The sequence below is a fragment of the Bradyrhizobium sp. dw_78 genome (assembly GCF_018449525.1).
GTDB lineage: Bacteria > Pseudomonadota > Alphaproteobacteria > Rhizobiales > Xanthobacteraceae > Bradyrhizobium.
Genome location: NZ_JAAVUS010000001.1, coordinates 360,315 through 385,525 on the forward strand (window position 1 = coordinate 360,315; position 25,211 = coordinate 385,525).

Annotated in this window: 22 protein-coding genes and 1 other RNA gene; 11 read left to right on the forward strand and 12 right to left on the reverse strand. The window is 63.7% G+C overall.

Annotated features, from left to right (window positions below):
- Positions 1 to 46 precede the first annotated feature (46 nt).
- From HB630_RS01660 to HB630_RS01670, 3 genes are all read right to left on the reverse strand, one after another.
- A complete protein-coding gene (locus HB630_RS01660) occupies positions 47 to 1,288 on the reverse strand; it encodes an acetamidase/formamidase family protein (RefSeq protein WP_213769647.1) in 1,242 nt (413 codons plus the stop codon).
- 102 nt (positions 1,289 to 1,390) lie between these two features.
- Complete coding sequence (locus HB630_RS01665) at positions 1,391 to 3,010, reverse strand: amino acid ABC transporter permease/ATP-binding protein (RefSeq protein WP_213770676.1); 1,620 nt, start codon at positions 3,008 to 3,010, stop codon at positions 1,391 to 1,393.
- Positions 3,010 to 3,933, reverse strand: a complete 924-nt coding sequence (locus HB630_RS01670) for an ABC transporter substrate-binding protein (RefSeq protein ID WP_213769649.1) — start codon at positions 3,931 to 3,933, stop codon at positions 3,010 to 3,012. Before HB630_RS01670 ends, HB630_RS01665 begins: the two co-directional genes overlap by 1 nt.
- Positions 3,934 to 4,458: 525 nt before the next feature.
- Between HB630_RS01670 and HB630_RS01675 the strand changes: the two genes are divergently transcribed.
- Positions 4,459 to 4,770 carry a hypothetical protein gene (locus tag HB630_RS01675; RefSeq protein WP_213769651.1) on the forward strand — a complete coding sequence of 104 codons (312 nt, stop codon included), beginning with the start codon at positions 4,459 to 4,461 and terminating at the stop codon, positions 4,768 to 4,770.
- Positions 4,771 to 4,808: 38 nt separating this feature from the next.
- Here HB630_RS01675 and HB630_RS01680 read toward each other — a convergent pair whose 3' ends face one another.
- Positions 4,809 to 6,119, reverse strand: a complete 1,311-nt coding sequence (locus tag HB630_RS01680; RefSeq protein WP_213769652.1) for an OpgC domain-containing protein — start codon at positions 6,117 to 6,119, stop codon at positions 4,809 to 4,811.
- A 787-nt stretch (positions 6,120 to 6,906) separates the two neighbouring features.
- On the opposite strand from HB630_RS01680, the gene HB630_RS01685 reads away from it, so the two are divergent.
- Positions 6,907 to 10,545 carry an AsmA-like C-terminal region-containing protein gene (locus tag HB630_RS01685; protein WP_213769653.1) on the forward strand — a complete coding sequence of 1,213 codons (3,639 nt, stop codon included), beginning with the start codon at positions 6,907 to 6,909 and terminating at the stop codon, positions 10,543 to 10,545.
- A gap of 11 nt (positions 10,546 to 10,556) precedes the next feature.
- Positions 10,557 to 11,825 carry an arsenic transporter gene (locus HB630_RS01690; RefSeq protein WP_346656017.1) on the forward strand — a complete coding sequence of 423 codons (1,269 nt, stop codon included), beginning with the start codon at positions 10,557 to 10,559 and terminating at the stop codon, positions 11,823 to 11,825.
- Positions 11,826 to 11,847: 22 nt separating this feature from the next.
- Here the strand turns inward: HB630_RS01690 and feoB are convergent, their stop codons facing one another.
- The 8 genes from feoB to HB630_RS01730 all read right to left on the reverse strand — a co-directional run bounded on the left by feoB (position 11,848) and on the right by HB630_RS01730 (position 18,234).
- Positions 11,848 to 13,722 carry a ferrous iron transport protein B gene (gene feoB, locus HB630_RS01695; RefSeq protein ID WP_213769654.1) on the reverse strand — a complete coding sequence of 625 codons (1,875 nt, stop codon included), beginning with the start codon at positions 13,720 to 13,722 and terminating at the stop codon, positions 11,848 to 11,850.
- A gap of 16 nt (positions 13,723 to 13,738) precedes the next feature.
- On the reverse strand, positions 13,739 to 14,017 hold the full coding sequence (locus HB630_RS01700) for a FeoA family protein (protein ID WP_213769655.1): 279 nt from the start codon (positions 14,015 to 14,017) through the stop codon (positions 13,739 to 13,741).
- Between the two features lie 270 nt (positions 14,018 to 14,287).
- On the reverse strand, positions 14,288 to 14,554 hold the full coding sequence (locus HB630_RS01705; RefSeq protein ID WP_213769656.1) for a ribbon-helix-helix domain-containing protein: 267 nt from the start codon (positions 14,552 to 14,554) through the stop codon (positions 14,288 to 14,290).
- The gene (locus tag HB630_RS01710; RefSeq protein WP_213769658.1) at positions 14,551 to 14,739 is read right to left on the reverse strand and encodes a DUF4169 family protein; all 189 of its coding nucleotides are present in this window, start codon (positions 14,737 to 14,739) and stop codon (positions 14,551 to 14,553) included. Before HB630_RS01710 ends, HB630_RS01705 begins: the two co-directional genes overlap by 4 nt.
- Positions 14,740 to 15,020: 281 nt before the next feature.
- On the reverse strand, positions 15,021 to 16,433 hold the full coding sequence (gene fumC, locus HB630_RS01715) for a class II fumarate hydratase (protein ID WP_213769659.1): 1,413 nt from the start codon (positions 16,431 to 16,433) through the stop codon (positions 15,021 to 15,023).
- Positions 16,434 to 16,563: 130 nt separating this feature from the next.
- On the reverse strand, positions 16,564 to 17,088 hold the full coding sequence (locus HB630_RS01720; RefSeq protein ID WP_213769660.1) for a ClpXP protease specificity-enhancing factor SspB: 525 nt from the start codon (positions 17,086 to 17,088) through the stop codon (positions 16,564 to 16,566).
- 219 nt (positions 17,089 to 17,307) lie between these two features.
- Positions 17,308 to 17,666: a transfer-messenger RNA gene (gene ssrA, locus HB630_RS01725) on the reverse strand.
- Positions 17,667 to 17,733: 67 nt separating this feature from the next.
- Positions 17,734 to 18,234 (reverse strand): MarR family winged helix-turn-helix transcriptional regulator, encoded by a 501-nt coding sequence (locus HB630_RS01730; protein ID WP_213769662.1) that lies wholly within the window; start codon positions 18,232 to 18,234, stop codon positions 17,734 to 17,736.
- 44 nt (positions 18,235 to 18,278) lie between these two features.
- Here HB630_RS01730 and HB630_RS01735 point away from each other — a divergent pair, with 44 nt between their 5' ends.
- The 8 genes from HB630_RS01735 to HB630_RS01770 all read left to right on the forward strand — a co-directional run bounded on the left by HB630_RS01735 (position 18,279) and on the right by HB630_RS01770 (position 25,176).
- Positions 18,279 to 19,781: an FAD-dependent oxidoreductase gene (locus tag HB630_RS01735; protein WP_213769663.1), complete on the forward strand. Its 1,503-nt coding sequence runs from the start codon at positions 18,279 to 18,281 to the stop codon at positions 19,779 to 19,781.
- A 102-nt stretch (positions 19,782 to 19,883) separates the two neighbouring features.
- A complete protein-coding gene (locus HB630_RS01740) occupies positions 19,884 to 20,486 on the forward strand; it encodes a chromate transporter (protein WP_213769665.1) in 603 nt (200 codons plus the stop codon).
- Entirely contained in the window at positions 20,483 to 21,019 is a 537-nt protein-coding gene (locus HB630_RS01745) for a chromate transporter (RefSeq protein ID WP_213769666.1), read from the forward strand. The genes HB630_RS01740 and HB630_RS01745 overlap by 4 nt, the downstream gene beginning before the upstream one ends.
- Before the next feature lie 137 nt (positions 21,020 to 21,156).
- Positions 21,157 to 21,951 carry a thymidylate synthase gene (locus HB630_RS01750; RefSeq protein ID WP_213769668.1) on the forward strand — a complete coding sequence of 265 codons (795 nt, stop codon included), beginning with the start codon at positions 21,157 to 21,159 and terminating at the stop codon, positions 21,949 to 21,951.
- The gene (locus HB630_RS01755) at positions 21,948 to 22,484 is read left to right on the forward strand and encodes a dihydrofolate reductase (protein ID WP_213769669.1); all 537 of its coding nucleotides are present in this window, start codon (positions 21,948 to 21,950) and stop codon (positions 22,482 to 22,484) included. Before HB630_RS01750 ends, HB630_RS01755 begins: the two co-directional genes overlap by 4 nt.
- A 170-nt stretch (positions 22,485 to 22,654) precedes the next feature.
- Positions 22,655 to 23,818 (forward strand): FtsH protease activity modulator HflK, encoded by a 1,164-nt coding sequence (gene hflK / locus HB630_RS01760; RefSeq protein ID WP_213769670.1) that lies wholly within the window; start codon positions 22,655 to 22,657, stop codon positions 23,816 to 23,818.
- Positions 23,815 to 24,738 carry a protease modulator HflC gene (gene hflC, locus HB630_RS01765; RefSeq protein ID WP_213769671.1) on the forward strand — a complete coding sequence of 308 codons (924 nt, stop codon included), beginning with the start codon at positions 23,815 to 23,817 and terminating at the stop codon, positions 24,736 to 24,738. The genes hflK and hflC overlap by 4 nt, the downstream gene beginning before the upstream one ends.
- A 237-nt stretch (positions 24,739 to 24,975) precedes the next feature.
- On the forward strand, positions 24,976 to 25,176 hold the full coding sequence (locus HB630_RS01770; protein WP_213769672.1) for a DUF2065 domain-containing protein: 201 nt from the start codon (positions 24,976 to 24,978) through the stop codon (positions 25,174 to 25,176).
- Positions 25,177 to 25,211: the final 35 nt, after the last annotated feature.

The following is a 25,211-nucleotide window of genomic DNA, read 5'->3' on the forward strand; positions in this document are numbered from 1 at the left end:
AGCCGGAAGCCGCCGGATCGCCGTCAGCGGCCGAATACGGCTCTTGTCAGGTACACATGAAGACGTTTTTGCGGATCGAGCCGTGTACGCCCCAATTGGCGTCGACCACCTGGGTCACGCCGAAATCGGCGGCGACCGACATCAGCGCGATCGCCTCGTCCTCGCTCATGTGATGGACGGTCATCAGGAAGCGGCGCAGCTTGCGGAAGGCGTCGCGCATCGCCTTGTCCAGGCTTGAATGGTTGACGATGTCGGTCTGGGCGTCCTGGCCCAGTTCGGCCAGATAGTTCGGAAAGGTGAAGCCGTACATCGACCATTGCTGGTCGGTTTCCAGCATCGGATGGCTCAGTCCTTCCAGCACCGTGCCGCCGAGGTCGCGGTTCTTGTGCAGGATGAATTCGAAATCGCCGGTCAGCGAGGTTTCGATCGCGGTGCCGCCAAGCTCGCTGTCGCCCTGCGCCGCGTGGGGATCGCCGACCGAGAAGAACGCGCCCGGCACCGCGACCGGATAATACATCCGCGCGCCCTTGCCGATGCGCCAGTCGTCGATATTGCCGCCGGTATAGCCGGGCGGAATCGAGCTGACGAAATCGGATTCCGCCGGCGCCAGTCCCATGGTGCCGAAATGCAGGCGGGCGGGCACCCTGACATTGGGCAGGATGTTCTCGCGCTTCTTGACCCGCGTGTGATCGACGCGCACGCCGGGATAATCGATGGTCGGGTGAACGATGCCGTCGGGATCGGTCTGCGGCGTCCAGATGTAATTATAGACCGCCTTGGCGTAGGGCTCGCCGGAGGTATCGAGCTCGAAGATCGTGACGACCTCGCGCGGCTTCGGCTCCTCGATTAAATCATGATAGTGAAATCCCCACGACGCGGCGACGTTGGAGCCGAAACATTTTCCGGCGTGGCAGGCGTTGCAGCTCGGGCGTGGCCGGATGTCGAGAATGCGGACCTCGAGAATGTCGCCGGGCTCGGCGTTCTCGATCGCGACCGGTCCGGTCAGAAGATGCACGCCGATGCCTTCGCCGGAGCCGCGCTGGAACGGTCCTTCGGTCGGGCCGGCGCCGCGGCGGGCGACCGCCTTGTGCTCGCGGGTCCAGTGGAACACGCTCTCGGCGCCGGGATCGTTGGCGATCATCCGCTCATAATCGTCATTGGCGTGATGCGTCAGCGTTTCGATGGTGGCGCGATCTCCCGATTTCAACGTCAGGGCCGGCGCGACCTTCTTGCTGAAATAGCCCCAGTGAATGTTGGCGGGCGAAACGGGAAGGAGATGGTGCTTCATGCAGGGCCTCGGATGACTGACGTAAATTTGCTGAATTGAGAACGGGCTTCTGTCGAAGACTCGGTATCTAAGACTTGGTATCGAAGGCTTGACGCGTCCGCTTCAGACGGGCTTGTCGGCCTCCATCACGCTGAGAAAACGCGCCGTGACCGGATGGCGGGGATTGGTGAGGACTTCGTGCGCGGGGCCTTCCTCGATGACGGTTCCGTCGCTGAGAAACACCACGCGGTCGGCGACCTCGTCGGCGAAACGCAACTGATGCGTGGAGATGATCATGGTCAAGCCGTCCTCGACAGCAAGCCGGCGGATCACTTCCAGCACCTCGTTGACGAGTTCCGGATCGAGCGCGGAGGTCGGCTCGTCGAGCAGCAGCACGGACGGGCTCGGCGCGATCGCGCGCGCGATCGCAACCCGCTGCTGCTGTCCGCCGGACATGTGCCGCGGCAATGCCTGCATGCGATGGCCGAGGCCGACACGTTCGAGCAGTTCGCGTGCGCGGCGCTCTGCATCAATCCGCGACAGGCCGTGGACCCAGCGCAGGGGGCCCGCGACATTCTCCAGCGCGGTCAAATGAGCAAACAGATTGAATTGCTGGAACACCATGCCGACGCCGACGCTGGCGCGCTCTTCGGCGATGGCCCGCGGCGACAGCAGCTTGCCGTCGCCGTTGAATCCCATCCGGCGGCCGCCGACCATGACGATGCCGGCATCCCAGCCCTCCAGATGATTGATGCAGCGGAGCAGCGTGCTCTTGCCCGACCCGCTCGGGCCGAGCAGGGCGATGACTTCGCCGACCCGCACGGTCAGATCGACGCCGGCCAGAACCGCCTGCTTACCATAGGCCTTGTAGAGGCCGTCGACCTTCACGACGACATTGTTGTGCGCCAGCGTTTCGGCCCGCTTGGTCCGGTCCGCCCGCGTCGACCTGGAGTCCTTCGAGGCGGCGTAAGGAATGATGTTGTCGGCCTGCGCAGGCCCTGATTTCGCCTCGGCGGCTTTTGGCCCGATCGGCTCCGGCGTGAGCGGCGCGCGATACCAGGGCATCAGCCGGCTCAGGCGGTCCTCGCTCGGCGGCCGGTCGAGATCGAGCATCCGCTCGACGGCAAGCTGGATCAGGCTGACAGCCGTGGTCAGCAGCAGATAGATCAGGCCGGAGGCAAAGAAGATTGAGAAGAAATCGAAGGTCGAGGAGGCGAGCTGTGTGCTGCGCAGCGTCAGCTCCTGCACCGAGATCACGCTCGCCAGCGAGGAGTTCTTCAGGGCGCTGACGGTCTCGTTGCCGAACGCCGGAATCATGGTGCGGATGGCCTGGGGCGCGATCACGCGCCGCATCAGCAGAGAAGGCGTCATGCCGAGCGCCTGTCCGGCCAGGATCTGTCCGCGGTCGACGCCGAGCACGCCGGCGCGAAGCATTTCGGCGATGAAGGGCGCTTCGTTGGCGGCGAGCGCCAGACCGGCGGCGCCGATGGCGCTTAGCTTGAGGCCGATCTGCGGCAGCGCGTCATAAGCGAACACCATTTGCAGGATCAGCGGCGTGCCGCGGAAGATTACGGTGTAGCCCCGAGCGAAGGCAGCCAGCATCCAGAACCGGCTGAGCTGCATCGCCGCGAGGAACACGCCGAGGATCAGCCCGCCGGCCAGACCGAGGGCCGTCACCGCGAGGGTGAACCAGATGCCCGTGATCAGGTACGGCAGGCTGAGATAGTGAAGAAACAGCGACATCATTTGACCGAGAGAATGTCCGGTTCCTTGAAGTTGTTGACGTCGAGATCCCACTTCTTGAGCAGGGCCATATGCGTGCCGGCCTTCTGCACCAGGATCAGCGCCGCCAGCACCGCGTCGCGGAATTCAGGCTTGTCCTTTGGCACGCCGATGCCGACCGAATAGGGGATCGTCACCGCGATCGCCTTTTCCAGTTTGTCGGGATTGGCCTTCACCGCCTGGTCGACGGTGTTGACGTCGTTGACATAGGTGTCGGCGCGGCCGGCGAGGATCGCCTGGATGCAGTTGGCGTTGTTGTCGTAGAGCTGGAGCGTCGGTTCGGGCTTGCCGGCGGCCTTGCATTTCGGCGCGAGGTCCTGGACCAGAGGCACTTCGACGAAGCCGGTATTTTCTGCGGCCGCAGCGCCGCACATCGACATGTTGATGCCGTCGATCTTCTTCGGATTGCCCTTGGCGACCAGAACGCCGTCGAACACTTTCGAATAGGTGATGAAGTCGGCCGCCTTGGCGCGTTCTTCGGTGGCGTAGATATCCGAGATCACGATATCGGCCTGTCCGCTGGCCAGCGTCGTCAGCAAGGCGGCGAACGTCACCGGCTTGTAGGTCAGCTTGAAGCCGAGGCATTCGCCGATCGCCTCGCCGAGATCGATGTCGAAGCCGACATATTTGTCCGGGTCCTTCGGATCGATCGCTTCATAGCCGGGCGTGTGCGGATTGATCGCGTTGACCAGCGTCTTGCCTTTCCAGGCCGGGTATTTCGCCTGCAACTCCGTGCATCCGGCCGGGGCTGCCGCTTTCGCGTATCCCGGAAGGCCAATGGCGATCAAACAGGCCGCGATGAACGCGATGTTGCGGGACCAGCGGGCCCATCCGATTGTGCTTCGGAAGTTGCCCACGTGACCGAACGGATTTCTTGCTATCATGGAACGGACTCCTCTGTTGCTGACGAGCAGACGCGCTCGACAAGAGCTGACGGGTATTCAACGCTAGGATGGGCGGGACAGGAAAGCTTGTCTGGGGGCGCACAAACCCTTGCCGTCAGCGCTCCAATTTTTGGGCATCGGTCGCGCCTTTCATAGGCTGCATGCATAAAGGGCGATCATTGGTTCGCGCCGCAGCGGCTGCTGCGATCTGCGCTGATAGCGTTTTCGAGCGAAGTGGCTTCCGGTTCGCGTGAAGAAAACGCGTCAAAACAAAAACATAGAGCCTCGGTTCTGATTCCATCAGAACCGAGGCTCTAGCAGGTCTTGTGCCGGGCCCGCCTGGATGAGATGGCGTATCGGGACCATTGCGCCCTGGATGCGCCTGCACGCCAAAATGTCGTGAAGTTACTCGGGCTTGCGCCCTGCTGATCGTCCGGGACGCCGCCGCTTGCGGTCGGATGCTATGGGTGGGATGATCCGATCTATTCCAGAACCTGACGATGTTGCCCTGACACGGAGAAAGTCATGAAAATTTCGAGCATCGGTACCTTTGCGATTGCGGCCTTGCTGTGTACGGCGCCATTCTCGCTGCATGGGTCGCAGGGCAACGGCATGCCATTATCCGTATCCGTCACCTCCGCCGAGGCCGCCGATCTCGACCTTCAGGCCCGGCCCTATCGAAGCGCACACCACCACCGCTCTTATCGCTATTCCCGGCTCTATAATCCGCCTTATTGCAACGGCCCCTATACCGGGGGCGGCATCGGCGACATCAATGGCAGCACCTATTATGGCGGGCCGTGGATCGAGCTGCATTGCTTCGGCGGCGTGTACTAAGGCTGAGGCCGGGAACGGGCTTGCCGGTTCTGATGGAATCAGAGCCGGGCCCTCCTGTTTTGCTTTGTCGCGGTTTCGTTGAGCGAACCGGCATCGACTTCGATCGGGTCCGGGACGGGTTTTGGTTCGAAAACGCCGTGGGAGACAACCCCAACGGCAACGCCCGCATCGGGAACTCTCGTATCCAGCCCGCGGTGCGGACCTGCCTGCGGGTGAGGCGCGGCCGCTGCTTTCCAGACGTCCTGCTGTTTGGACCAGGAAACATAATAGGCGACAAAGGTCATGCACGCGATGCCGCTGATGCTCACCAGGATCTGCTCGATCAACGAGCCCGCGCTGAGCGTCAAGGCAAAATTGCCGAGGAAGGACAGAAGCACGCCGACGCAGAACACTGCCAGCGATTGCTCGCCGCATTTGATCAACGGGTTGAAGATCGGCGATTTCAACGCCGGGGAGTCCTTACGGACGAAGCGGGTGACGATGAAGGCCAGCACCAGGAAGTGCAGCAGGCGATACGGCGCGAGATTGACCTTGTCGTTCGGGTTGAACGCGTCAACCAGCCATGCCGGGAATATCCGTCCGAAATCCGGAAAACGCGCCGCCATCGTCATGGCCAGCGCAAATATCAGATACGCGACCCCCGCATAAAGAAAGAACGGCGATTTCAGCATGGGGGCCAGCCGCCTTGCGCCGCCCAGCGCGAGCCAGCCGCCGAGCACGAACAGCAACTGCCAGCAGAACGGGTTGAAGTACCAGTCTCCGTCCGGAAACGACGACAAATTCCACTCGAACCAGCGCGCGGCGAGATAGAGCGCGACCGATTCGGCCATCGTCAGGTCGGGCGCGCGCAGCAGCAGCCACATCACCGGCACGAGGATCGCCGTCATCATGACGTATAGCTGAAGCACGTCGAGATTGAGCGGCTTGGCTTGCAGCAACAGGCCGTGCGCCAGGATCCGGATCGGCTGGTCGACGATGCCGGCGATGTTGAATTCGTTGAGGATGTCTGGCGCAGAATACTGGGCCGCGACATATCCGATCGCGGCGATGTAGGTGACGAACAGCACGATATAGGCGGCATAGAGATGCGCGAGCTGCTTGATGATCCGCGTCGCGCCGATAATGAAGCCGCGCTCCAGCATGATCTTTGCGTAGATGATTGCCGCGGTATAGCCCGAGATAAAGATGAACAGATCGGACGCGCCGCTGAATCCGTAATTCCTCGCCGTGATCCGGTTCACCACATCGTTGGGGATGTGATCGAGGAAGAGGGACCAGTTTGCCAATCCCAGAAACAGATTGAGCCGGATGTCGTGGCTGTCGGCCACACGCTTCGCGTCGATGTTCATGATCTTTTTATGTTGTTGCGGCGGCGCGTCACGCGGCTGTCCTGTTCGCTATCGGAGCAGGCGTTACGCGGATTGCCCCGGCCGGTTACCGCGTGATGGACTGTTCCGATAACCAATCACGTCATCGATTCCCGAACCGCTCTCACAAGCCGGAAAATGACAGGCCAAGAGAATTACAGGCTGGGAGACTGAGAGGCTTTCCGTTGATTAAAATCGTAAAAGGCCAGACCAGGCTGGAATCAGCAATCATATAGTTTGCATTTGAAGGTATGGCGATATGCCGAGCAGGGGAAATAGAAATATCGTGAAAAAGAGTGTTGTTTCTGTCCGGTCGATCTGCCGATAGCGGTTACGCATTTTGGCAGTCACGCATTCGGGAGGTCTCCGGTCGGCCCCCGAATGCGACCCTGCTGCGGCGGCTTCCGGACCTGCGGCTGGAGCATCCCGACCATCCGGAATGGCGGCCGGCTTTCGCGCTTCGCAGCCTCAAGGCGCAGCCGGTACGCCGGTGACAGCGGCAAGCGGTCACGCCACATGGCTGTGACTTCGCCACACTTATCTCTATATATAACGGTGTTCCGGCATTGATTTCGGCGTGGCCGCGGATGGATGATCCTGCGCGGGACCGCGCACTATGCCGTACAGTCTCTGGCGGGTGGGCGGCGCCGGGCAGGAGCGGGGCCAGACCGGCCCTCGGTTTGTTTCGGCGCGTTTTCTTCATGCGAACCGGTACCCGCTTCGCTTGAAAACGCGATACAACGCTGGAGCGTGCGGAAGGGGAGAAGCCGTGCAGACGACGCTGCTCGGACTGGCGATTGCCTTGATCATTGCGCTGGTGGCGGCCCTGGTCGGGCCGTTTTTCATCGACTGGAACAGGTTCCGGCCGCAATTCGAGGCGGAGGCCACGCGGGTGATCGGCGCGCCGGTACGGGTCGGCGGCGAGCTTGATGCACGCCTGCTGCCGGCGCCGTCGCTGCGGCTGCGCTCGGTGACGGTCGGCGGCGCCAATGATCTCGGCAAGGTTCGCGCCGACAAGCTCGACGTCGAGTTCAGCCTTGGCGATCTGATGCGCGGGCAATGGCGCGCGACCGAACTGACCATCGACGGCGTGGCGCTCGATCTCGGGCTCGACCGGCAGGGGCGGATCGACTGGCCGGCCTCGACCGGCGCGTTCAGCTTGGGCGCGCTGTCGATCGACCGCTTGAACCTCACCGGCCGCGCCGCGCTGCATGACGCCGCAAGCCGCAGCACCCTCGAATTGAACGATATCGCCTTCAGCGGCGATGTGCGCTCGCTGGCCGGTTCAGTGCGCGGCGACGGCAATGTCACGATCAATGGCGATCGCTATCCGTTCCGGGTGTCGTCCGGCCTGACGCCGGACGGCAACGGCACCCGCATTCATCTCAATATCGATCCCGGCGCCCGCGCCATCGCCGCCGACCTCGAAGGCGTATTGGGGTTCGACGCGCGCGCGCCGAAATTTGACGGCGCGCTCACGCTGTCGACGCCCGCCGTCGCCAAACCCGATGCGAAACCTGCCGGCTCTGAATCGTCGCAGACGCCCTGGCGCATCGTCGCCAAGGTCAAGGCCGATCCGGCCGGCGCGACGCTGGAGCAGATCGAGGCCGGCTACGGCACCGAGGATCGCGCGCTGAAACTGATCGGCCTCGGCGACATCCGTTTCGGCGCCTCGCCTCTGCTGCACGTCTCGCTGTCGGCGCGGCAGCTCGACGCCGACAGGCTGATGGCGAAAGACAAGGACAGCGACAAGGCCGCCGCGCCGCTCCGTCTGCTTCCCGGGCTGCGCGCGCTGGTCGCCGCCGTCCCGCAACTGCCGATTCCGGCGCAGATCGAGTTCAGCGCCGAGCAGATCATGCTGAGCGGACGGCCGTTGCAGAATATCACCGGCGAAGTGCATGCCGACGCCGGAGCGGATTCCTGGACCATCGACCGGCTGAATTTCCGCGCGCCCGGCGCGACCCAGGTTTCGCTGAGCGGCATCGATGCGCCGGCCGGTGCGGCCGGCGGCTTCAGGGAACAGCTCGATGTCGAATCGTCCGATCCGGATACGCTGGCGGCCTGGCTGCAAGGCCGCAGCGACATCGCCTTCCGCAGCCAGAAGCCGCTGCGCCTGCACGGCGAGGTCAGCGCGGCCGCCGACCGCATCGCCATCGAAGCCATGAAGGCCGAGATCGACGGCGGCGCCGTCGAAGGACGGGCCGCGTTCTCAAACCCGTCGGCAGGCGGCGGCTCGCGGTTCGAGGCGGAGCTGAAGGCCGACCGTCTCGACCTCGATGCCGCGACCGCCTTGCTGCGTTCGATCGCAGGACCGCAAGGCGAGTGGCCTGACCAGGCCGCGATCTCGCTCGATATCGATCGCGCCGTGTCGGCCGGGCAGGAATTGCATCCGCTGCTGGCCAAGTTCAGCTACGGCCCGAAGACGTTCTCGCTCGATCGATTGAAGATCGGCGATGAGAGCCATCTGCTGCTGGAAGGCGCCGGCAGCTTCGATCGCGTCAACGCAACCGGACGGCTGGCGCTCAATTCGACGGCGGCGTCGCTCGGCCAGATCACGGAAGCGATCAAGCCATTCGCGCCGGCGCTGGCCTCGCGACTCGATGCGATGGGCGGCAATGGCGCCGCGCATCTGAAGCTTGCGCTCGATCTCGATAAGGACACCGGCCACGCCGACCGCGCCAGCGCGCGTGCCGTTCTCGATCTCGATGCGCCACAGTTCGGCGGCACCATCACCTTCAATGCCGCGCCCGCCGTCGCAGCCTTGCGCGGGATGAATCTCGATCAGATCGAACAGAGCGAGTTTGGTCTGGAATCGAAATTGTCGTCGCAGCGGGGCGGCGACTTGCTGGCGCTGTTGGGGCTCGATCGTGCGGTCGCGGCCGGCGATGGCCCGCTGCAATTCCAAGGCTCGATCGCGGGCACTTTCGGTGCGCCGTTGCGGCTCAAGGCGAAGCTGTCGGGTTCAGGGCTCGATGCCGAAGCCCAGGGCACCGCCGAACCTTGGGCCCAAGAGCCCGGGAAGGACGCCAGGGCCGCTGTCAACCTGACGGTCCGCCATGTCAATCTGACGCCGCTGTTCGACCTCAAGCCGTCGGATCCGCTGGCGCAGAACGCCAGCCTGTCGTCGCGGGTCTCGCTCGTCGGCCGCAGATTGAGTTTCGACGATCTCGACGGCGCGCTTGCGGGAGCCCGGTGGCGTGGCCATCTGGCCGTGACCTTTGGCGATGCCAGGAACGTGGACGGCGAGCTCGGCCTCGACACGCTCGATCTCGTGCCGGTCTTCCGGCTTGCGATCGGGAGCGAGGGGCGCGATGCCGCCGATCCGCTCGGTGCCGGATTGCTGAAGGGCTGGCAAGGCCGCGTCGCGTTCGAGGTGTTGCGCGGCGTGCTTCCCGGTGGCGGTGAGTTGCGTCCCGTCAGCGGCACCGTCAAGAGCGATGGCCAGTCGCTGACCGTCGATGCCATCAAAGGCAAGATCGGCGGCGGCGATGCGACCGCCGCCATCGACGCCAGACCGGGCGCGGACGGCATTGCGCTGAACGCACGGGTCCAACTCAACGGCGTCGACGGCGCGGCGCTGCATTACCGCGGGTTGGCGATGCCGGCAGGCCGCGTGTCGTTACAGATGGCGCTGATGGCCCAGGGGCGCAGCGCCGCGGCGCTGGCGAGCGCGCTATCGGGCAACGGCACCGTGACGCTGGATTCCGCCACCATCGCAGGTCTGGATCCGCGCGTCTTCGATGCCGCCGCCCGCGCCAGCGATAGCGGGCAGGCGACCGACGATGCCCGGCTGCGGCCGATCGTCGATCCCATCCTGTCGAGCGGCGCGTTGCCGGTCCACTCGGCGCAAATTCCGTTCACGATCCGGGACGGCCGGCTTCGCGTCGAAGCCACCACGCTCGACACCCCGGGGGCGCGCGCGATCATTTCGGGCGGCTATGATATTCCCGCCGACCAGGCCGACATCCGCGCCAGCCTCGCGCCGACGGCGGCGGGCTTCGCCACCGGTCATCCGGAAATCCAGTTGTTCGCCGCCGGCTCGCCTGACAGGCTCGATCGCACGATCGATGTCTCGGCGCTGTCGTCCTGGCTCGCGGTGCGCACGATCGATCGCGAAACCCGGCGGCTCGATGCGATCGAGCGCGGCGAGCGGCCGCCGGCTGCAGCGAACCCGCCGGATCAGACCTCCGTCGTGCCCTCGCCCGGCCGCGAGCCGCATCGGATTCCGTTGCGGCCCAGGATCACCGCGCCGCGTCCGGCACCGCCTGCTCCGCCTCCGCCGGTTGTCAGTCAGCAGGTCGCGCCGCTGCCGCCGCCGATCGAGATCCGCCCCGCGCCCGGTGCGGCGCACCCGCCGAAACTGCGTCCGCCGCTGCCCTTGACGCCCCCGGCCGCCGTTTCGCAGTGACCGGATTTGGCGTGACGGCGACGATATCGGAGACCGACGCCGCGACCTGGGGCATCGCCGCGCTCGCCACCTTCGGCGTGATCGCGCGTCCCTGGCGCCTGCCGGAATTCATCTGGGCGGTCACTGGGGCCGTGTTGCTGGTGCTGTTCGATCTGCTGCCCTGGCGCGACGCGCTGGCCGCCGCCGGCAAGGGCACCGATGTCTATCTGTTCCTGATCGGCACGATGATGCTGGCCGAAGTGGCGCGCCAGGAAGGCCTGTTCGACTGGCTTGCGGCGCAGGCGGTGCGGCATGCGCATGGTCAGGCGAAACGGCTGTTTCTGATCGTCTATGCCGTCGGCATCCTGGTGACGGTTCTGCTGTCGAACGACGCCACCGCGGTGGTGCTGACGCCGGCGGTCTATGCGGCGGCGCGCGCCGCGAAGGTCGAGCCGCTGCCCTATCTGTTCGTCTGCGCTTTCATCGCCAATGCCGCAAGCTTCGTGCTGCCGATCTCCAATCCCGCCAACCTCGTCGTGTTCGGCCAACAGATGCCGCCGCTCCTGACTTGGCTGCGCCTCTTTGGGTTGCCGTCGGTGGCGGCGATCGTCGTAACTTACCTGGCGCTGAGATGGACGCAGCGCGGTGCGCTCAAGGCGTCCGTCGCCGGGATCGGTGAGATTTCCCCGCTGGCGCCGGCCGGAAAATTGGCGGCGTTTGGCATCCTGCTGACGGCGGCGGTGCTGATCGCGGCCTCGGCGATGGATCGGGATCTCGGACTGCCGACCTTCGTCGCCGGCGTCGCGGTGGCGGCGCTGGTGCTGCTGATCGGCCGCCGGTCGCCCGTTCCGGTCTTGCAGGATATTTCGTGGTCGGTGCTGCCGCTGGTCGCCGGCCTGTTCATCCTGGTCGAGGGCCTGAACCGGACCGGCGTGCTGCCGGCCTTGGCCACGATCCTGAAACAGGCCGCGGCCGCGGCGCCGCAGCTGACGCCGTGGCTGTCAGGCGTGCTGGTCGCGGTCGCCTCCAACGTCCTGAACAATCTGCCGATGGGATTGATCGCCGCGACCACCAGCCAGGCCGCGCAGGTGCCGGCGCATGTCACCGGCGCGATCCTGATCGGCGTCGATCTCGGCCCGAACCTGTCGGTGACGGGGTCGCTCGCCACCATTCTCTGGCTGATCGTGTTGCGGCGCGAGGGCGAGCATGTCGGCGCCGTGCAATTTCTCAGGCTCGGCCTGGTGGTGATGCCGCCGGCGCTGTTGCTGTCGCTGCTCGCGCTATCGGCCGTGTCGCCGTAAACGGATTACGCGAACGAACACTTCACCCGGCGCCGAGGGCGCAGGCGATGTTGTAGGTGGAGAGGCTCGCAAGGTAGGCGAGGACGAGCATATAGGCGAACGTCACCGCCATCCATTTCGAGCTTCCGGTCTCGCGGCGGATGACGGCCAGCGTGGAGGCGCATTGCGGCGCGAAGATATACCAGGCCAACAGCGACAGCGCCGTCGCCAGGCTCCATTTGGTGGCGAGCACCTGTCCGATCTGGTCGGCCGCTTCCTTGCCGCCCTCGATGGCATAGACGGTGCCGAGGGCTGCGACCGCGACTTCCCGCGCCGCCATGCCCGGGATCAGCGCCACCGCGATCTGCCAGTTGAAGCCGATCGGCGCCAGCAGCGGCGCGATCGCCTTGCCGATCATGGCGGCGAAACTGTAGTTGATGGCCGGATCGGTCGCGCTGGCCGGGGCGGTCGGAAACGACGCCAGGAACCAGATCAGTACCATCATCGAGAAGATCGTGGTGCCGGCGCGCTGCAGGAACATCTTCGCGCGGGTGTAGACGCCGATCGCGACGCTGCGTGCGCGCGGCAATTTGTAGTCCGGCAATTCCAGCATGAACGGCGCCGGCGCGTAGTCGCGCAGCATGAAGAATTTGATCAGGAACGACACCCCCAAGGCGCTGGCGATGCCGACCGCGTAGAGGCCGAACATCACCAGACCTTGCAGATTGATCCAGCCCCAGATCAGTCTGGATGGAATGAAGGCCGAGATGATCAGCGTATAGACCGGAATGCGCGCCGAACAGGTCATCAGCGGCGCGATCAGGATCGTGGTCAGCCGGTCGCGGCGGTTGTCGATCACCCGCGTCGCCATGATGCCGGGGATGGCGCAGGCGAAACTGGAGAGCAGCGGAATGAAGGCGCGGCCGTGCAGGCCGGCGCCGCCCATGATGCGGTCCATCAGGAACGCCGCCCGCGCCATGTAGCCGAAATCTTCCAGGAGCAGGATGAACAGGAAGATGATGACGATCTGCGGCAGGAACACGATGACGCTGCCGACGCCGGAGATCACGCCGTTTTGCAGGAAGCTTTGCAGCAGGCCCGCGGGCAGCGTGTCCTGGACCAGTTGGCCTACGGCGTCGAAGGCCGCTTGCAGCAGGTCCATCAGCGGCTGGGCCCATGCAAACACCGCCTGGAACATCACGAACAGCAGCAGCAGCAGGATCAGAAGTCCGGCGATGGGGTGCAGCACCCAGGCATCGACCCGCGCCGTCCAGGTATCGGGTTTGGTCGGCAGGCTGATGGTCGCCGCGATGATGCGGTCGGCCTCGCGCTGGGTGGCGCGCAATTGCGCGACCGTCAGCGGCTGCCAGCGATTTTGCTGGAACGCGACCGGCGCCTGCGCGGCGATGATCTCGTCGGTCCGGCGCAACAGATCGGCGGTGCCGCCCTTGCGCACCGCGATCGAGGTGACGACCGGCACGCCGAGCGCCTCGGACAGTTTCGCCACATCCACCGTGACGCCGCGGCGGGTGGCGATGTCGAACATGTTGAGCACCAGCATCAGCGGCCGGCCGGTGCTCTTGAGCTCGAGCACGAGGCGAATCGTCAGCCGCAGATTGGTGGAGTCGGCCACGCAGAGCACGAGGTCCGGCATGGCTTCGCCGGCGGTGCGGCCGAGCACGACATCGCGGGTGATCTCTTCATCCGGGCTGCGGCCGCGCAACGAGTAGGTGCCGGGCAAATCGACCAGCGAAATCTGGCGTCCCAGCGGGGTGACGAACGAGCCTTCCTTGCGCTCGACGGTGACGCCGGGATAGTTCGCGACCTTCTGACGGCTGCCGGTGAGGGCGTTGAAAAGCGAGGTCTTGCCGCTGTTCGGCGTGCCCACCAGGGCAAGATGCATCAACGGGGCTTCCATCGCACTTTACCGTTCGTCAGGCCACGATGATGGCCATCGCCTCGCGCCGGCGCACCGCGATGGTAACGTTCTCGACGCGGACCGCGATGGGATCGCGCCCGATCACGCCCTCGTGCAGCACCTGGACCCTGGCGCCCTCGACGAAGCCGAGTTCGATCAACCGGCTTTCGAGTTCAACGGCCGACAAAGCGGAGCTGGCGTCACCGGCGGCGATATGGTGGATCACGCCCGCATAGCCGCGCTTGGCCAACCCTAGCGGCAGGTGAGGGCGATCATCATGTCCGTTATTGGCCATGCTCTGTCTTTCCCGCGGGCGGCTGATAGGTCAAGCGCAGCGACCGCAATGAGGCTTTACCTTAGAGCGATTATAAACTGTAGGGATAAAGCGGGGACAAACAGGCCGCTCGCACCGTGATCGAAGCGATGGGAGGCGGCCAGGCATGATCCGGAAAACCGGGGATCGGTTTTTCCTCCTGACAAACGCGGAACGCGTTTGCGCGGAAGATCATGCTCAAATGGAGTCAGAGCCGGAGCCGGATGAAGATTCGAAGAAAAGTCATCCCGCTCAGGCTTGCGGTTTGGACTCCGCCATGGCGGCGGGTGGCGTCACGGCAAGCGCCCGCGTGCGGAAATAGTCGAGCACGAAAAGCCTAATCGCCGAAGACAGGTTGCCTTGCTGGCGGTTGCTGTCGATCTCGCCCACCAGTTCCGACAGCGTCATGTCGCGAAGGCCTGAAATTTCTTTCATGCCGTTCCAGAACGCTTCTTCGAGGCTGACGCTGGTCTTGTGGCCTGCGACCACGATTGATCGTTTGACGACGGGCGATTTCATGAAGCGTCCTCGCCGTCGATATGGTGTCGGTCGAGAAAATCGCTGGCGCGGCTGGCATGCTGTTCGTCGCGCGCGCGTTCGGATTTGGTTCGGCCGAACCGCATCCTGTTGGTTTCGGCTTGCTTCGCCGTCTGCTCGCGTTCGCTTCGTTTCTTAAATCGCTTCAGATTGACCACATCCCCCATGCTCGCCCTCCATCATCCAGCAAATGGCAGGCGTGTGATCTTTTCACGAAGGCGTGAGCTTTCGCCTTGGGCAAGGGCCTGTTCAATTGTCATTTAAGGAAATCCCCATGATGACTCTCTGATAGCATCAAAGAATAAGCTTCGCTCTGCGAAAACCAAAATAAGTTGTGCTCTAACATGCGAAAGCGCGGTGCTAACAGCGGGATGCGCCTCAGTCTTTAGGTATTATGCATCATACTTATCTTAGTACCGGTAGTTTCCCGGAGATCGCCGTACCGTGATCAGCCGGGGTGCGTCATTTTGCTCGGCTGGACCAGCCGGTCGAACTCCGCTTCGGAGACGAATCCGAGGCGCACCGCCTCTTCTTTCAAGGTGGTTCCGCGGGTGTGGGCGGATTTGGCGACTTTTGCTGCGTTGTCGTAGCCAATTTTGGGCGCAAGCGCGGTCACCAGCATCAGCGAACGCTCCATGAGTTCCCGGATGCGTTTTTCGTCGGCGCGTATTCCTTTGACGCAGTTCTCCGTAAACGAACGGACGACGTCGGACAGCAATTGTATGGAATGCATCATACAATATGCCAGTACCGGCTTATAGACATTAAGTTCGAAATGTCCCTGGCTGCCGGCCACCGTGATGGCGGTGTGATTGCCGAATACCTGACAGCATACCATGGTCATCGCTTCGCACTGAGTCGGATTGACCTTACCAGGCATGATCGAGGAACCCGGCTCGTTTTCGGGCAGAATTAGTTCGCCAAGGCCGGAACGCGGGCCCGACCCGAGCAGGCGAATGTCGTTGGCGATCTTGAACAGGCCGGTCGCCGCCGAATTGATGGCGCCGTGGACGAAAACATAGGCGTCATTGGAGGCCAGCGCCTCGAATTTGTTGGCGGCGCTGGTGAACGGCAGTTTGGTGATCGCGGCGGCATGCTTTGCGAACGATCTTGCGAATTTCGGCTTCGAATTGAGCCCGGTTCCCACCGCGGTGCCGCCTTGCGCCAGCGGATATAAATCTTTCACGGCGGCGTTGAGCCGCGCGATGGCGCTTTCGACCTGCGCGGCATAGCCGGAAAACTCCTGCCCGAGCGTGAGCGGCGTCGCGTCCTGGGTATGGGTCCGGCCGATTTTGACGATTGCGGCGAAGGCCTTTTCCTTCTGGCGCAGGGTGCGGCGAAGCATATCGAGCGCGGGAACAAGATCGCCGAGAATATGCGTGGCCGCCGCAATATGCATCGCGGTCGGAAATGAGTCGTTCGAGGACTGGCTCATATTGACGTGGTCGTTGGGATGAACCGGCTGTTTGGCGCCCAGTTTGCCGCCGAGCAGTTCATTGGCGCGGTTGGCGATCACCTCGTTGAGATTCATGTTGCTCTGGGTGCCGGATCCGGTCTGCCATACGACCAGCGGAAAATGATCGTCGAGTTCGCCGTCGATCACCTCGCGCGCGGCGCGGATGATGGCGCGGGCGCGGCGCTGGTCGAGCAGCCCTAGTTCGCGATTGGTTTCAGCCGCAGCCAGCTTGACGATGCCGAGCGCGCGAATGATCGGCAGCGGCATCCGGTCCTGCCCGATGCGAAAGTTTCGCCGCGACCGTTCGGTCTGCGCGCCCCAGTAACGGTCGGCGGGAACGTCGATCGGGCCGAAGCTGTCGGTCTCCGACCGGGTGGATGGTGCTGAAGTTGATGATCGAGCCATGCGTGAATATCCGTCGCGCCGTGAGTGGCGAGCGGATATCCTAGAACCTTATCGGTTCCGATTGAATCAGAACCGGGCTCTCACATTTTGTTTTGATGCTTTTTCTTTGCGCGCAGATTGTTTCGCGGAACTATTTCTTGCGAAAACGGTCCAGCCGGACGACCTCGGCGCCTTCGCTCGGCTTTGCGGGCTCGTCCTCTTGTTCGGCATCGGTTTCAGAGGCCGAAATCGGTGCCGGGACCGGCGCGGGTGTGGCGATCGCAGGCAGTTTTTCTGCCGAGCCTTCTTCTTCCGGCTCATCGGAGGTTTCGAACGTCAAGCCGAACTTCACCGACGGATCGAAGAAGTTCTTGATGGCATTGAAAGGGACCACCAGACGTTCGGGAATGCCGCCGAATGACAGGCCGACTTCGAAGCGATCCTCGAGCACCGCAAGATCCCAGAACTGATGTTGCAGGATGATGGTCATCTCTTCGGGATATTGCGCCAGCAGCCGCGGCGAGATCTTCACGCCGTCGGCGGTGGAAACGAAGGTAATGAAGAAATGATGTTCTCCGGGCAGGCCATGCTCGGCGGCGTCGGTCAGGACGCGGCGCAGCACGCCACGCAGCGCGTCGCGCGCCAGCACGTCATATCGGATGTGATCGGTCGGCATGTCGTTTCGATCCTGTCCTTTGATCCCGTACGTTGATCCTCGATTGCGATCCTGCCCCCGGGAAGTCCCGTCAGGGCCGCATCCCATCAAGGGCCGCCGGCTGGTCAGCCGCGGCGCCGAACGTCCGACTCGCCTGCATATTACTCCTGCCACGGGCCGAGGTCAGCAGCCAAGGCCGGTGTAAATGACGGCGGAAACGGACCGGAACAAGGCGGATAAAGTGGAGGCTTCTGTTGCCAGGTGCCTCCGAACCCCGCCTGACGGAGCTTAACCCGCCAGGGCTTTAAAGTGGTTTTTCAAACTGCGTTACGCAGCCTGAGCAACCGGAGCATAGTTGTCGTTTGCAACTATTGCATAGCCCGATAACGGCGGAACCATACCGAGAAAAAACACGCCCTTTACGCCCTCGTCGATCCTGTTTCGCCCCCGCCAAAACCCGCCAGGACTGATCGCGGGCTTTGGTGGAGGCGCCGGGTGCTGCCCCCGGGTCCGAATGGTTTATTGCGACGGCCATTTATTTCCATAGCCGGCAAGCCGGCACCCTCAATATAGGGTGCAAAGATCGGGAAAAATAGAGCCTGAATGCGGGCAGGGGCCGGCCTATCTGCGATGGGCCGCCTCTGATTTGCTGCCTTTAATTACAGGTCACGGGGGGCTTGCCGGATCGCTGGGCGGGTCGGCGGTCACGGCGTCGGCGAATTTTCGCATCAGCCGTATCAACTCCTCGACGTCGCGTTCATCCCAGGTCGCGAAAATAGCGCTGCCGATCCGTTCCCGTGCCGTATCGACGGCGTCGGTCATGGCCTTGCCCTTTGGCGTCACGATCGCTTCCCGGACACGACGATCGGCGGCGCCGGCCTGGCGTTCGACAAGGCCGAGACCCTCCAATTTCGAGACCTGCCGGCTGACGGTGGTGTAGTCGCGCCCGACCCGGTCGGCGAGATCGACGATTCCGATCGGGCCGAGCCGTTCGATGCCGACAAGCAGCGGAAACAGGGCGCGGTCGAGCGATATGCCGGCTTCCCGGACCATCATCTCGTCGCGCTGGGGGCGGTTCATGACACTGACGATATCGATCAACGCCTCGTGAAGCGCCCGGATCTGTTCCGATATATGTGTATTTTGCACATTTTTCCTTGACGGCATGCCTTATCTCCAATTATGTGCATAATACACATATGGAGATGGCGATGACAGAGGATTTCGCATGCGACGTATTGGTCTGCGGCGCCGGAGCCGCGGGCTTGACGCTGGCGATAGATCTGGCGCGGCGGGGCGTTTCCTTCCGCCTGATCGAGAAGATGGACGATCCCTTCCGCGGCTCGCGGGGCAAGGGCATCCAGCCGCGCACCCAGGAGGTGTTCGAGGATCTCGGCATTCTCGACCGGGTTGTCGCGGCCGGAGGTTTCTATCCGCCGCAACGGGAATACCGCGCGGACGGCAGCTTCGCTGAGTCCGATGTCGTCGAGCGCCAGGATCCGACATCGGCCGAGCCCTTTCAAATCCCGCTGATGGTGCCGCAGTTCCTGACCGAACGCGTGATGCGCGAACGCCTTGTCGAACTCGGGCACCGGCCGGAGTTCGGATGCGAACTGGTCGGAATAGAGCAGGACCAGGATGGCGTGACGGCGCGGCTGGTCGGCCCTGCCGGCGAGGAGGTCGTTCGCGTGCGCTATCTGGCCGGCGCCGATGGCGGCCGCAGCTTCGTGCGCCACGCGCTCGGCATCGGCTTTCCGGGCAAGACGCTCGGTGTCCGCGCCGTGGTGGCCGATGTCGTCCTGACCGGGTTGGGACGCGATGCATGGCACCGCTTCAACGAAGGCGCGATGGACCGGCAGATGTCGCTATGCCCGCTGGCCGGAACCGAACTGTTCCAGCTGCAGGCGCCGGTTGCGCTCGAAGGCGAGGTCGATCTCTCCGCCGAAGGGCTTTCGACCATGGTGGCCGAGCGCACCGGCCGCGATGATATTCGCATCCAATCGGTGTCCTGGGCATCGGCCTTCACCATGAACGCGCGGCTGGCGGATCGCTACCGCGTCGGCCGCGTGTTCCTGGTCGGTGACGCCGCCCATATCCATCCGCCGACCGGCGGCCAGGGTCTCAACACCAGCGTTCAGGACGCCTATAATCTCGGCTGGAAACTGGCGGCGGTCCTCGCCGGCGCCCCCGGCGCACTGCTCGACAGCTACGAGGAAGAACGCCGGCCGGTTGCGGCGGGCATGCTTGGTCTCGCCACCAAACTGCTCGATGCCGCCAGACAAGGCGAGATGCGGCGCGGCCGCGAAGTCCACCAGCTCGACCTCGGTTATCCCGATTCATCGCTTGCGCTGGAACAGCCGGAACGCAGCGGCGGCCTGCTCGCGGGCGATCGCGCGCCCGACGCGCCGCTTCGCGGCGCTGCCGGACAGCCAATACGCCTGTTCGAACTGTTCAAGGGTCCACACTGGACGCTGTTGGGCTATGAGGCCGTGCGCGATGCCGTGCCGCCGCGCCCGGGACTGCACATCCATATGTTCGGTCCGCGCGGCGATATGTCTGATGAGGGCGGCTATCTGCGCCAGGCCTATGCTTTGGCATCCGGTGATTGGGTGCTGGTGCGTCCCGACGGCTATGTCGGGGCGATCGTCTCGGCCGGCGAGACCGGCGCCCTGGAGAGATATTTTCGGGACATCGGTCTTGAACCGGGGTCTTGAACCGGGAGCGGCGCGAGACGGTTCCGGTCGGAAATAGCCGCATGGGTGGATAGAGCGGAATATGGGTTGGCCTCGGGCGGTCGCCATTCTACACCTCAAACCATGCCTGCGGATTCCTCCCTGGCCGCCGTTCCGGCGCCGGATCATTTGACATCGCCGCCTCCCAGCCTGATCGCGCTGTTTGTCGCGTTCGCCAAAATGTCGCTGGCGGGGTTCGGCGGCGTGCTGGTGTTCGCGCGGCGCGCCATCGTCGAACAGCATCGCTGGATGACGGCGGACGAATTCAACGAGACCTTCGCGCTGTGTCATTTCCTGCCGGGTCCCAACATCGTCAACCTGTCGATGGTGTTCGGTTCGCGGTTTCGCGGGATCGCCGGCGGCATCGCGGCCTTTGCCGGGCTGCTGGGCCCTCCGCTCGTGATCATGACGACTCTGGCGACGCTGTATTCACGGTTCGGCGATGTCGATGCGCTGCGGCGGATTCTGGCCGGCGTGTCCTGCGCCGCCGTGGGCCTTTTGTTCTCGGTGATGTTCAGGATGATGCTGCCGCTGTTCAAGCGGCGCGATGCCGTGGGGCTCATCGTCCTGCTGGCGGTGTTCGTCGCGATCGGGCTGGTGCGGTTGCCGTTGCCGGCGGTGCTGCTGGTGGCTGTGCCGGCCAGCATCGCCGTCACCCTCGTCATGCGCCGGCGGGCAGCCATATGAATCCGCAGGGCAGTCCGATCCTGACACTGGCGTGGACCTTCGCCGTGATGTCGCTGTTCGCGGTCGGCGGGGCGAATTCGGCGATTCCCGAAATGCACCGGGTCGCGGTCGACGTTCATCACTGGATGAGCGACAAGCAGTTCACCGATTTGTTCGCGATCTCGCAGCTCTCGCCTGGGCCGAACGTCTTGATCGTGACGCTGATCGGTTATGCCGTCGCCGGCCTCGGCGGCGCGCTGGTCGCAACGGTTGCGATGTGCCTTCCGACCGCGGTGCTGGCTTATTGCGTCAGCCGCTTTCTCACCCGCTCAACCCGCTCGCGCTGGCCCTCGATCATCCAGGCCGCGCTGGTTCCGTTGTCGATCGGGCTGATGGCCGCGAGCGGTTTCATTCTGGCGCAGACCTCGGACCGGACCTGGGCCGCGATCCTGGTGACGGCCGGCGCCGCGGTGCTGGCCGCCACCACCCGGCTTAATCCGCTCTGGCTGCTGCTGGCCGGAGGATGCGTCGGTTTCGCCGGCCTTTTGGGATGAGGCCATGCGTGATCCGGCCTTGCCGGAAGCGGGGCGGATGCTCATTTTTCCGGGTATAATTACGGTTTGCGGCCGAATCATTGTGCCGGTTGCCCGGTCCGGCCGTTAAGAGATTGTCCTCTTGAGGACTGCACGTCATGAATCAATATCACGATCTGCTCGAACGGATTCTCTCCGACGGCGCGGAGAAGCACGACCGTACCGGCACCGGCACGCTGTCGATCTTCGGCCATCAGATGCGCTTCAACCTGTCGGCCGGATTCCCGATGCTGACGACCAAGCGCCTGCCGCTGAAGGCGATCGTGCATGAGCTGTTGTGGTTCCTGAAGGGCGACACCAACGTCAAATATCTCAGGGACAATGGCGTCACGATCTGGGACGAATGGGCCGACGCCAATGGCGATCTCGGCCCGGTCTATGGATCGCAATGGCGTTCCTGGCCGGCGCCGGACGGACGCAGCATCGACCAGATTGCCAATGTCGTCGACATGATTAGGCGCAATCCGGATTCGCGGCGCCTGATCGTCAGCGCCTGGAACCCGGCCGATGTCGATCGGATGGCGCTGCCGCCCTGCCACTGTCTGTTCCAGTTCTATGTCGCCAACGGCAAATTGTCGTGCCAGCTCTATCAGCGCTCGGGCGATGTGTTCCTCGGCGTGCCCTTCAACATCGCCTCCTATGCGCTGCTGACGATGATGGTCGCGCAGGTGACGGGATTGAAGCCCGGCGATTTCGTGCATTCGCTCGGCGACGCGCACCTTTATTCGAACCACCTCGAACAGGCGCGGCTGCAATTGACGCGGCCGACGCGCCCGTTGCCGGTGATGAAGATCAATTCCGAGGTGAAGGATATTTTCGGCTTCCGCTACGAGGATTTCGCGCTCGAAGGCTACGACCCGCACCCGCATATCAAGGCTGAGGTCGCGGTGTGACCGCTGCCCTCAACGCGCGTCCTGAAATCGTCCTCATCGTCGCGATCGCCGACAATGGCGTGATCGGCGCCGGCGGCGCGATTCCGTGGCGGCTGAAATCCGACATGCAGCGCTTCAAGGCGATGACGATGGCAAAGCCCGTGGTGATGGGCCGCAAGACCTTTGTCTCGCTGCGCCGGCCGCTGCCCGGCCGGACCAATATCGTGCTGACGCGCGATGCGGATTTTTCCGCGGCCGGTGCGGTGGTGACGACGTCGCTCGACGATGCCCGCGCGGTTGCGACCGGCGACGCGCTGCGGCGTTTCGCCACCGCGATCGCGGTGATCGGCGGTGCGGACATTTATATGCAATGGATCGATCATGCCGATCGTCTGGAAGTGACCGAAGTCCATGCCCGTCCTGAAGGCGATACCTGTTTTCCTGCCATCGATGCGGCTCACTGGCAGGAAGCGGCGCGGGTGCGGAATCCGGCCGGTCCGGACGACAGCGCCAGCTTTTCCTATGTGACTTATATACGGCGAAAGCCGCATTAACCGCATTATCCGATGTTCACATTGACAAATGTGGCCTCAGGCTTAGCTGCTTCGAGCCATAAGCCGCGTTGTAAGCGCTTGAGCCGTCGCCTATAAAGCCGACGGATTGCGAGGCTGGGCGTCCTGGTCGTTGAGTTCTTGGCCCCTTGAGCCCGCAGAGGAGATTGTTGATGCCGTGGAAGAATCAAGGCGGAGGCCCTTGGGGCTCGGGTCCGAAAGGACCCTGGGGCTCAGGTCCGCAACCGGTGGGACCGAGGCCGCCCGATCTTGAAGACCTTCTGCGCCGCGCGCAGGACCGGCTGCAGCAATTGCTGCCGGGCGGTCATTTCAGCAGCGCCGGCATCGTGCTGGTGCTGGTCGCCGTCGCGCTGATCTGGCTGATGTCGGGATTCTTTCGCGTGCAATCCGAAGAGGTCGGCGTGGTGCTGCGCTTCGGCAAATATGTTCGCGACGCCGAGCCCGGCCTCCGATATCACTGGCCTTATCCGATCGAGACGGTGCTGTTGCCGAAAGCTCTGCGCGTGTCGACCTTGAGCATCGGCATGACGCTGATCGACGATCCGGCGCGACGTGGCCGGACCATGCGCGACGTGCCCGAGGAAAGCCTGATGCTGACCGGCGACGAGAACATCGTCGACGTCGATTTCACGGTATTGTGGCGCATCAAGCCGAACTCCGTCGACCCCAAGGGCGTCGCCAACTTCCTGTTCAATATCCAGAACCCGGAGGGCACCGTGAAAGCGGTCGCCGAAAGCGCGATGCGCGAAGTCGTCGGCCGCTCCAGCATCCAGCCGATCCTCACCGGCGCTCGCACCTCGATCGAACAGGGGGTGCAGGAAACGATGCAGAAGACGCTCGACAGCTACGGCTCGGGCATCCTGGTCCAGCAGGTGCAGATGCAGAAGGTCGATCCGCCGTCGCAGGTGATCGACTCGTTCCGCGATGTGCAGGCCGCGCGCGCCGATCTCGAACGGTTGCAGAACGAGGCGCAGACCTACGCCAATCGCGTCGTTCCCGAGGCGCGCGGACGCGCCTCGCAGATCATTCAGGCCGCCGAAGGCTACAAGCAGCAGGCCGTCGCCGAGGCCAAGGGCCAGAGCGCGCGCTTCCTCCAGGTCTACGACGAATACAAGAAGGCGCCCGAAGTGACGCGGGAGCGGATTTATCTGGAGACGATGGAGCGCGTTCTCGGCGGCTCGGAAAAGCTGATTTATAGCGGCGGTTCCTCGGGCCAGGGCGTCGTGCCCTATCTGCCCTTGAACGAACTGGCGCCGCGGCGCGCGCCGGGGCCGACAACGAGCCAGGCGCAACCGCAGAACGGGAGCACGCGATGAGATCCCCCGTTACAGGCATCGTCACGCTGATCCTGCTGCTGATCGCGGCCGTCATCGCCTATAGTTCGGTGTTCACGGTCGATCAGACCGAACAGGCGCTGGTGGTGCGGCTCGGCGATCCCGTCGATGTCGTCACCGACGCCGGTCTGCATTTCAAGGCGCCCTTCATCGACACCGTGATCCCGGTCGACAAGCGCATTCTCGATCTGGAAAATCCGTCGCAGGAAGTCATCGCCTCGGACCAGAAGCGGCTCGTGGTCGACGCCTTCGCGCGTTACCGCATCAAGAACGCGCTGCGGTTCTACCAGAGCGTCGGTTCGATCCAGGCCGCCAACATCCAGTTGACGACGCTGTTGAACGCGTCGCTGCGCCGCGTGCTCGGCGAAGTCACCTTCATCCAGGTGGTGCGCGACGAGCGCGAGGCCTTGATGGCGCGGATTCGCGATCAGCTCGACAAGGAGGCCGACGCCTACGGCATCCAGGTGGTCGATGTCAGGATCCGCCGCGCCGACCTGCCGGAGCAGAACAGCCAGGCGGTCTATCAGCGGATGCAGACCGAGCGGCAGCGCGAGGCCGCCGAGTTCCGTGCCCAGGGCGCGCAGAAGGCGCAGGAGATCAAATCCAACGCCGATCGCGAATCCACCGTGATCGTCGCCGAAGCCAACTCGACCGCCGAGCAGGTGCGCGGCGAGGGCGACGGCGAGCGCAACCGGCTGTTCGCCGAGGCCTATGGCAAGGATCCGGACTTCTTCGCGTTCTACCGCTCGATGACGGCCTATGAGAACGGGCTGAAGAACGGCGACACCAGGTTCCTGTTGCAGCCGGACTCCGATTTCTTCAAATATTTCGGCAGTCCGTCCGGCAAGCCGCAGGCCGCGCCCGGAATAGCGGCCGCCTCTCCGGCGGCGCCGAAGCCCTAAAGGTCCCAGAGCATGATCCGGAAAAGTGGGTACCGGTTTTCCTTTGCGACAAACGCGGAACGCGTTTGCGCGGAGATCATGCTCAAACAGGAAGATGAACGACGGGCATGATTCAACTCAGTTGAGTCATGCTCTGGAAGGCGCGTCTGGATTGAACCGTCACCAAGGGCCCCGGCGGCGTTTCGCCGTGGTTCCGATGCCGAAGCAGAACAACGTCAAACGGGAGGTTCCGATCCGATGAGGTCCATAGCGTTCGCCGACTTCCTCATCGGTGTGGGCATCCTGTTTTTTCTGGAAGGCCTGTTGTTCGCGGCGAGCCCGGCCTGGATGCGCCGGGCGATGAAAAGCGCGTTGGCGACGCCCGACAATGTCCTGCGCGCCGTCGGCATCGGATCGGCAATTGGCGGCCTGATCCTGATCTGGATCGTCCGGCGCTGATCCTCGGCCACGCCGGTCTAGTGCTGATGCTCCAT

What these genes read in the sequence shown, in the direction of transcription:
- HB630_RS01660 (WP_213769647.1), bottom strand. Translation starts at nt 1,288, where the DNA reads ATGAAGCACCATCTCCTTCCCGTTTCGCCCGCCAACATTCACTGGGGC.
- HB630_RS01665 (WP_213770676.1), bottom strand. Translation starts at nt 3,010, where the DNA reads ATGTCGCTGTTTCTTCACTATCTCAGCCTGCCGTACCTGATCACGGGC.
- HB630_RS01670 (WP_213769649.1), bottom strand. Translation starts at nt 3,933, where the DNA reads ATGATAGCAAGAAATCCGTTCGGTCACGTGGGCAACTTCCGAAGCACA.
- HB630_RS01675 (WP_213769651.1), top strand. Translation starts at nt 4,459, where the DNA reads ATGAAAATTTCGAGCATCGGTACCTTTGCGATTGCGGCCTTGCTGTGT.
- HB630_RS01680 (WP_213769652.1), bottom strand. Translation starts at nt 6,119, where the DNA reads ATGAACATCGACGCGAAGCGTGTGGCCGACAGCCACGACATCCGGCTC.
- feoB (WP_213769654.1), bottom strand. Translation starts at nt 13,722, where the DNA reads ATGGAAGCCCCGTTGATGCATCTTGCCCTGGTGGGCACGCCGAACAGC.
- HB630_RS01700 (WP_213769655.1), bottom strand. Translation starts at nt 14,017, where the DNA reads ATGGCCAATAACGGACATGATGATCGCCCTCACCTGCCGCTAGGGTTG.
- HB630_RS01705 (WP_213769656.1), bottom strand. Translation starts at nt 14,554, where the DNA reads ATGAAATCGCCCGTCGTCAAACGATCAATCGTGGTCGCAGGCCACAAG.
- HB630_RS01710 (WP_213769658.1), bottom strand. Translation starts at nt 14,739, where the DNA reads ATGGGGGATGTGGTCAATCTGAAGCGATTTAAGAAACGAAGCGAACGC.
- fumC (WP_213769659.1), bottom strand. Translation starts at nt 16,433, where the DNA reads ATGGCTCGATCATCAACTTCAGCACCATCCACCCGGTCGGAGACCGAC.
- HB630_RS01720 (WP_213769660.1), bottom strand. Translation starts at nt 17,088, where the DNA reads ATGCCGACCGATCACATCCGATATGACGTGCTGGCGCGCGACGCGCTG.
- HB630_RS01730 (WP_213769662.1), bottom strand. Translation starts at nt 18,234, where the DNA reads ATGCCGTCAAGGAAAAATGTGCAAAATACACATATATCGGAACAGATC.
- HB630_RS01735 (WP_213769663.1), top strand. Translation starts at nt 18,279, where the DNA reads ATGACAGAGGATTTCGCATGCGACGTATTGGTCTGCGGCGCCGGAGCC.
- HB630_RS01740 (WP_213769665.1), top strand. Translation starts at nt 19,884, where the DNA reads ATGCCTGCGGATTCCTCCCTGGCCGCCGTTCCGGCGCCGGATCATTTG.
- HB630_RS01745 (WP_213769666.1), top strand. Translation starts at nt 20,483, where the DNA reads ATGAATCCGCAGGGCAGTCCGATCCTGACACTGGCGTGGACCTTCGCC.
- HB630_RS01750 (WP_213769668.1), top strand. Translation starts at nt 21,157, where the DNA reads ATGAATCAATATCACGATCTGCTCGAACGGATTCTCTCCGACGGCGCG.
- hflK (WP_213769670.1), top strand. Translation starts at nt 22,655, where the DNA reads ATGCCGTGGAAGAATCAAGGCGGAGGCCCTTGGGGCTCGGGTCCGAAA.
- hflC (WP_213769671.1), top strand. Translation starts at nt 23,815, where the DNA reads ATGAGATCCCCCGTTACAGGCATCGTCACGCTGATCCTGCTGCTGATC.
- HB630_RS01770 (WP_213769672.1), top strand. Translation starts at nt 24,976, where the DNA reads ATGAGGTCCATAGCGTTCGCCGACTTCCTCATCGGTGTGGGCATCCTG.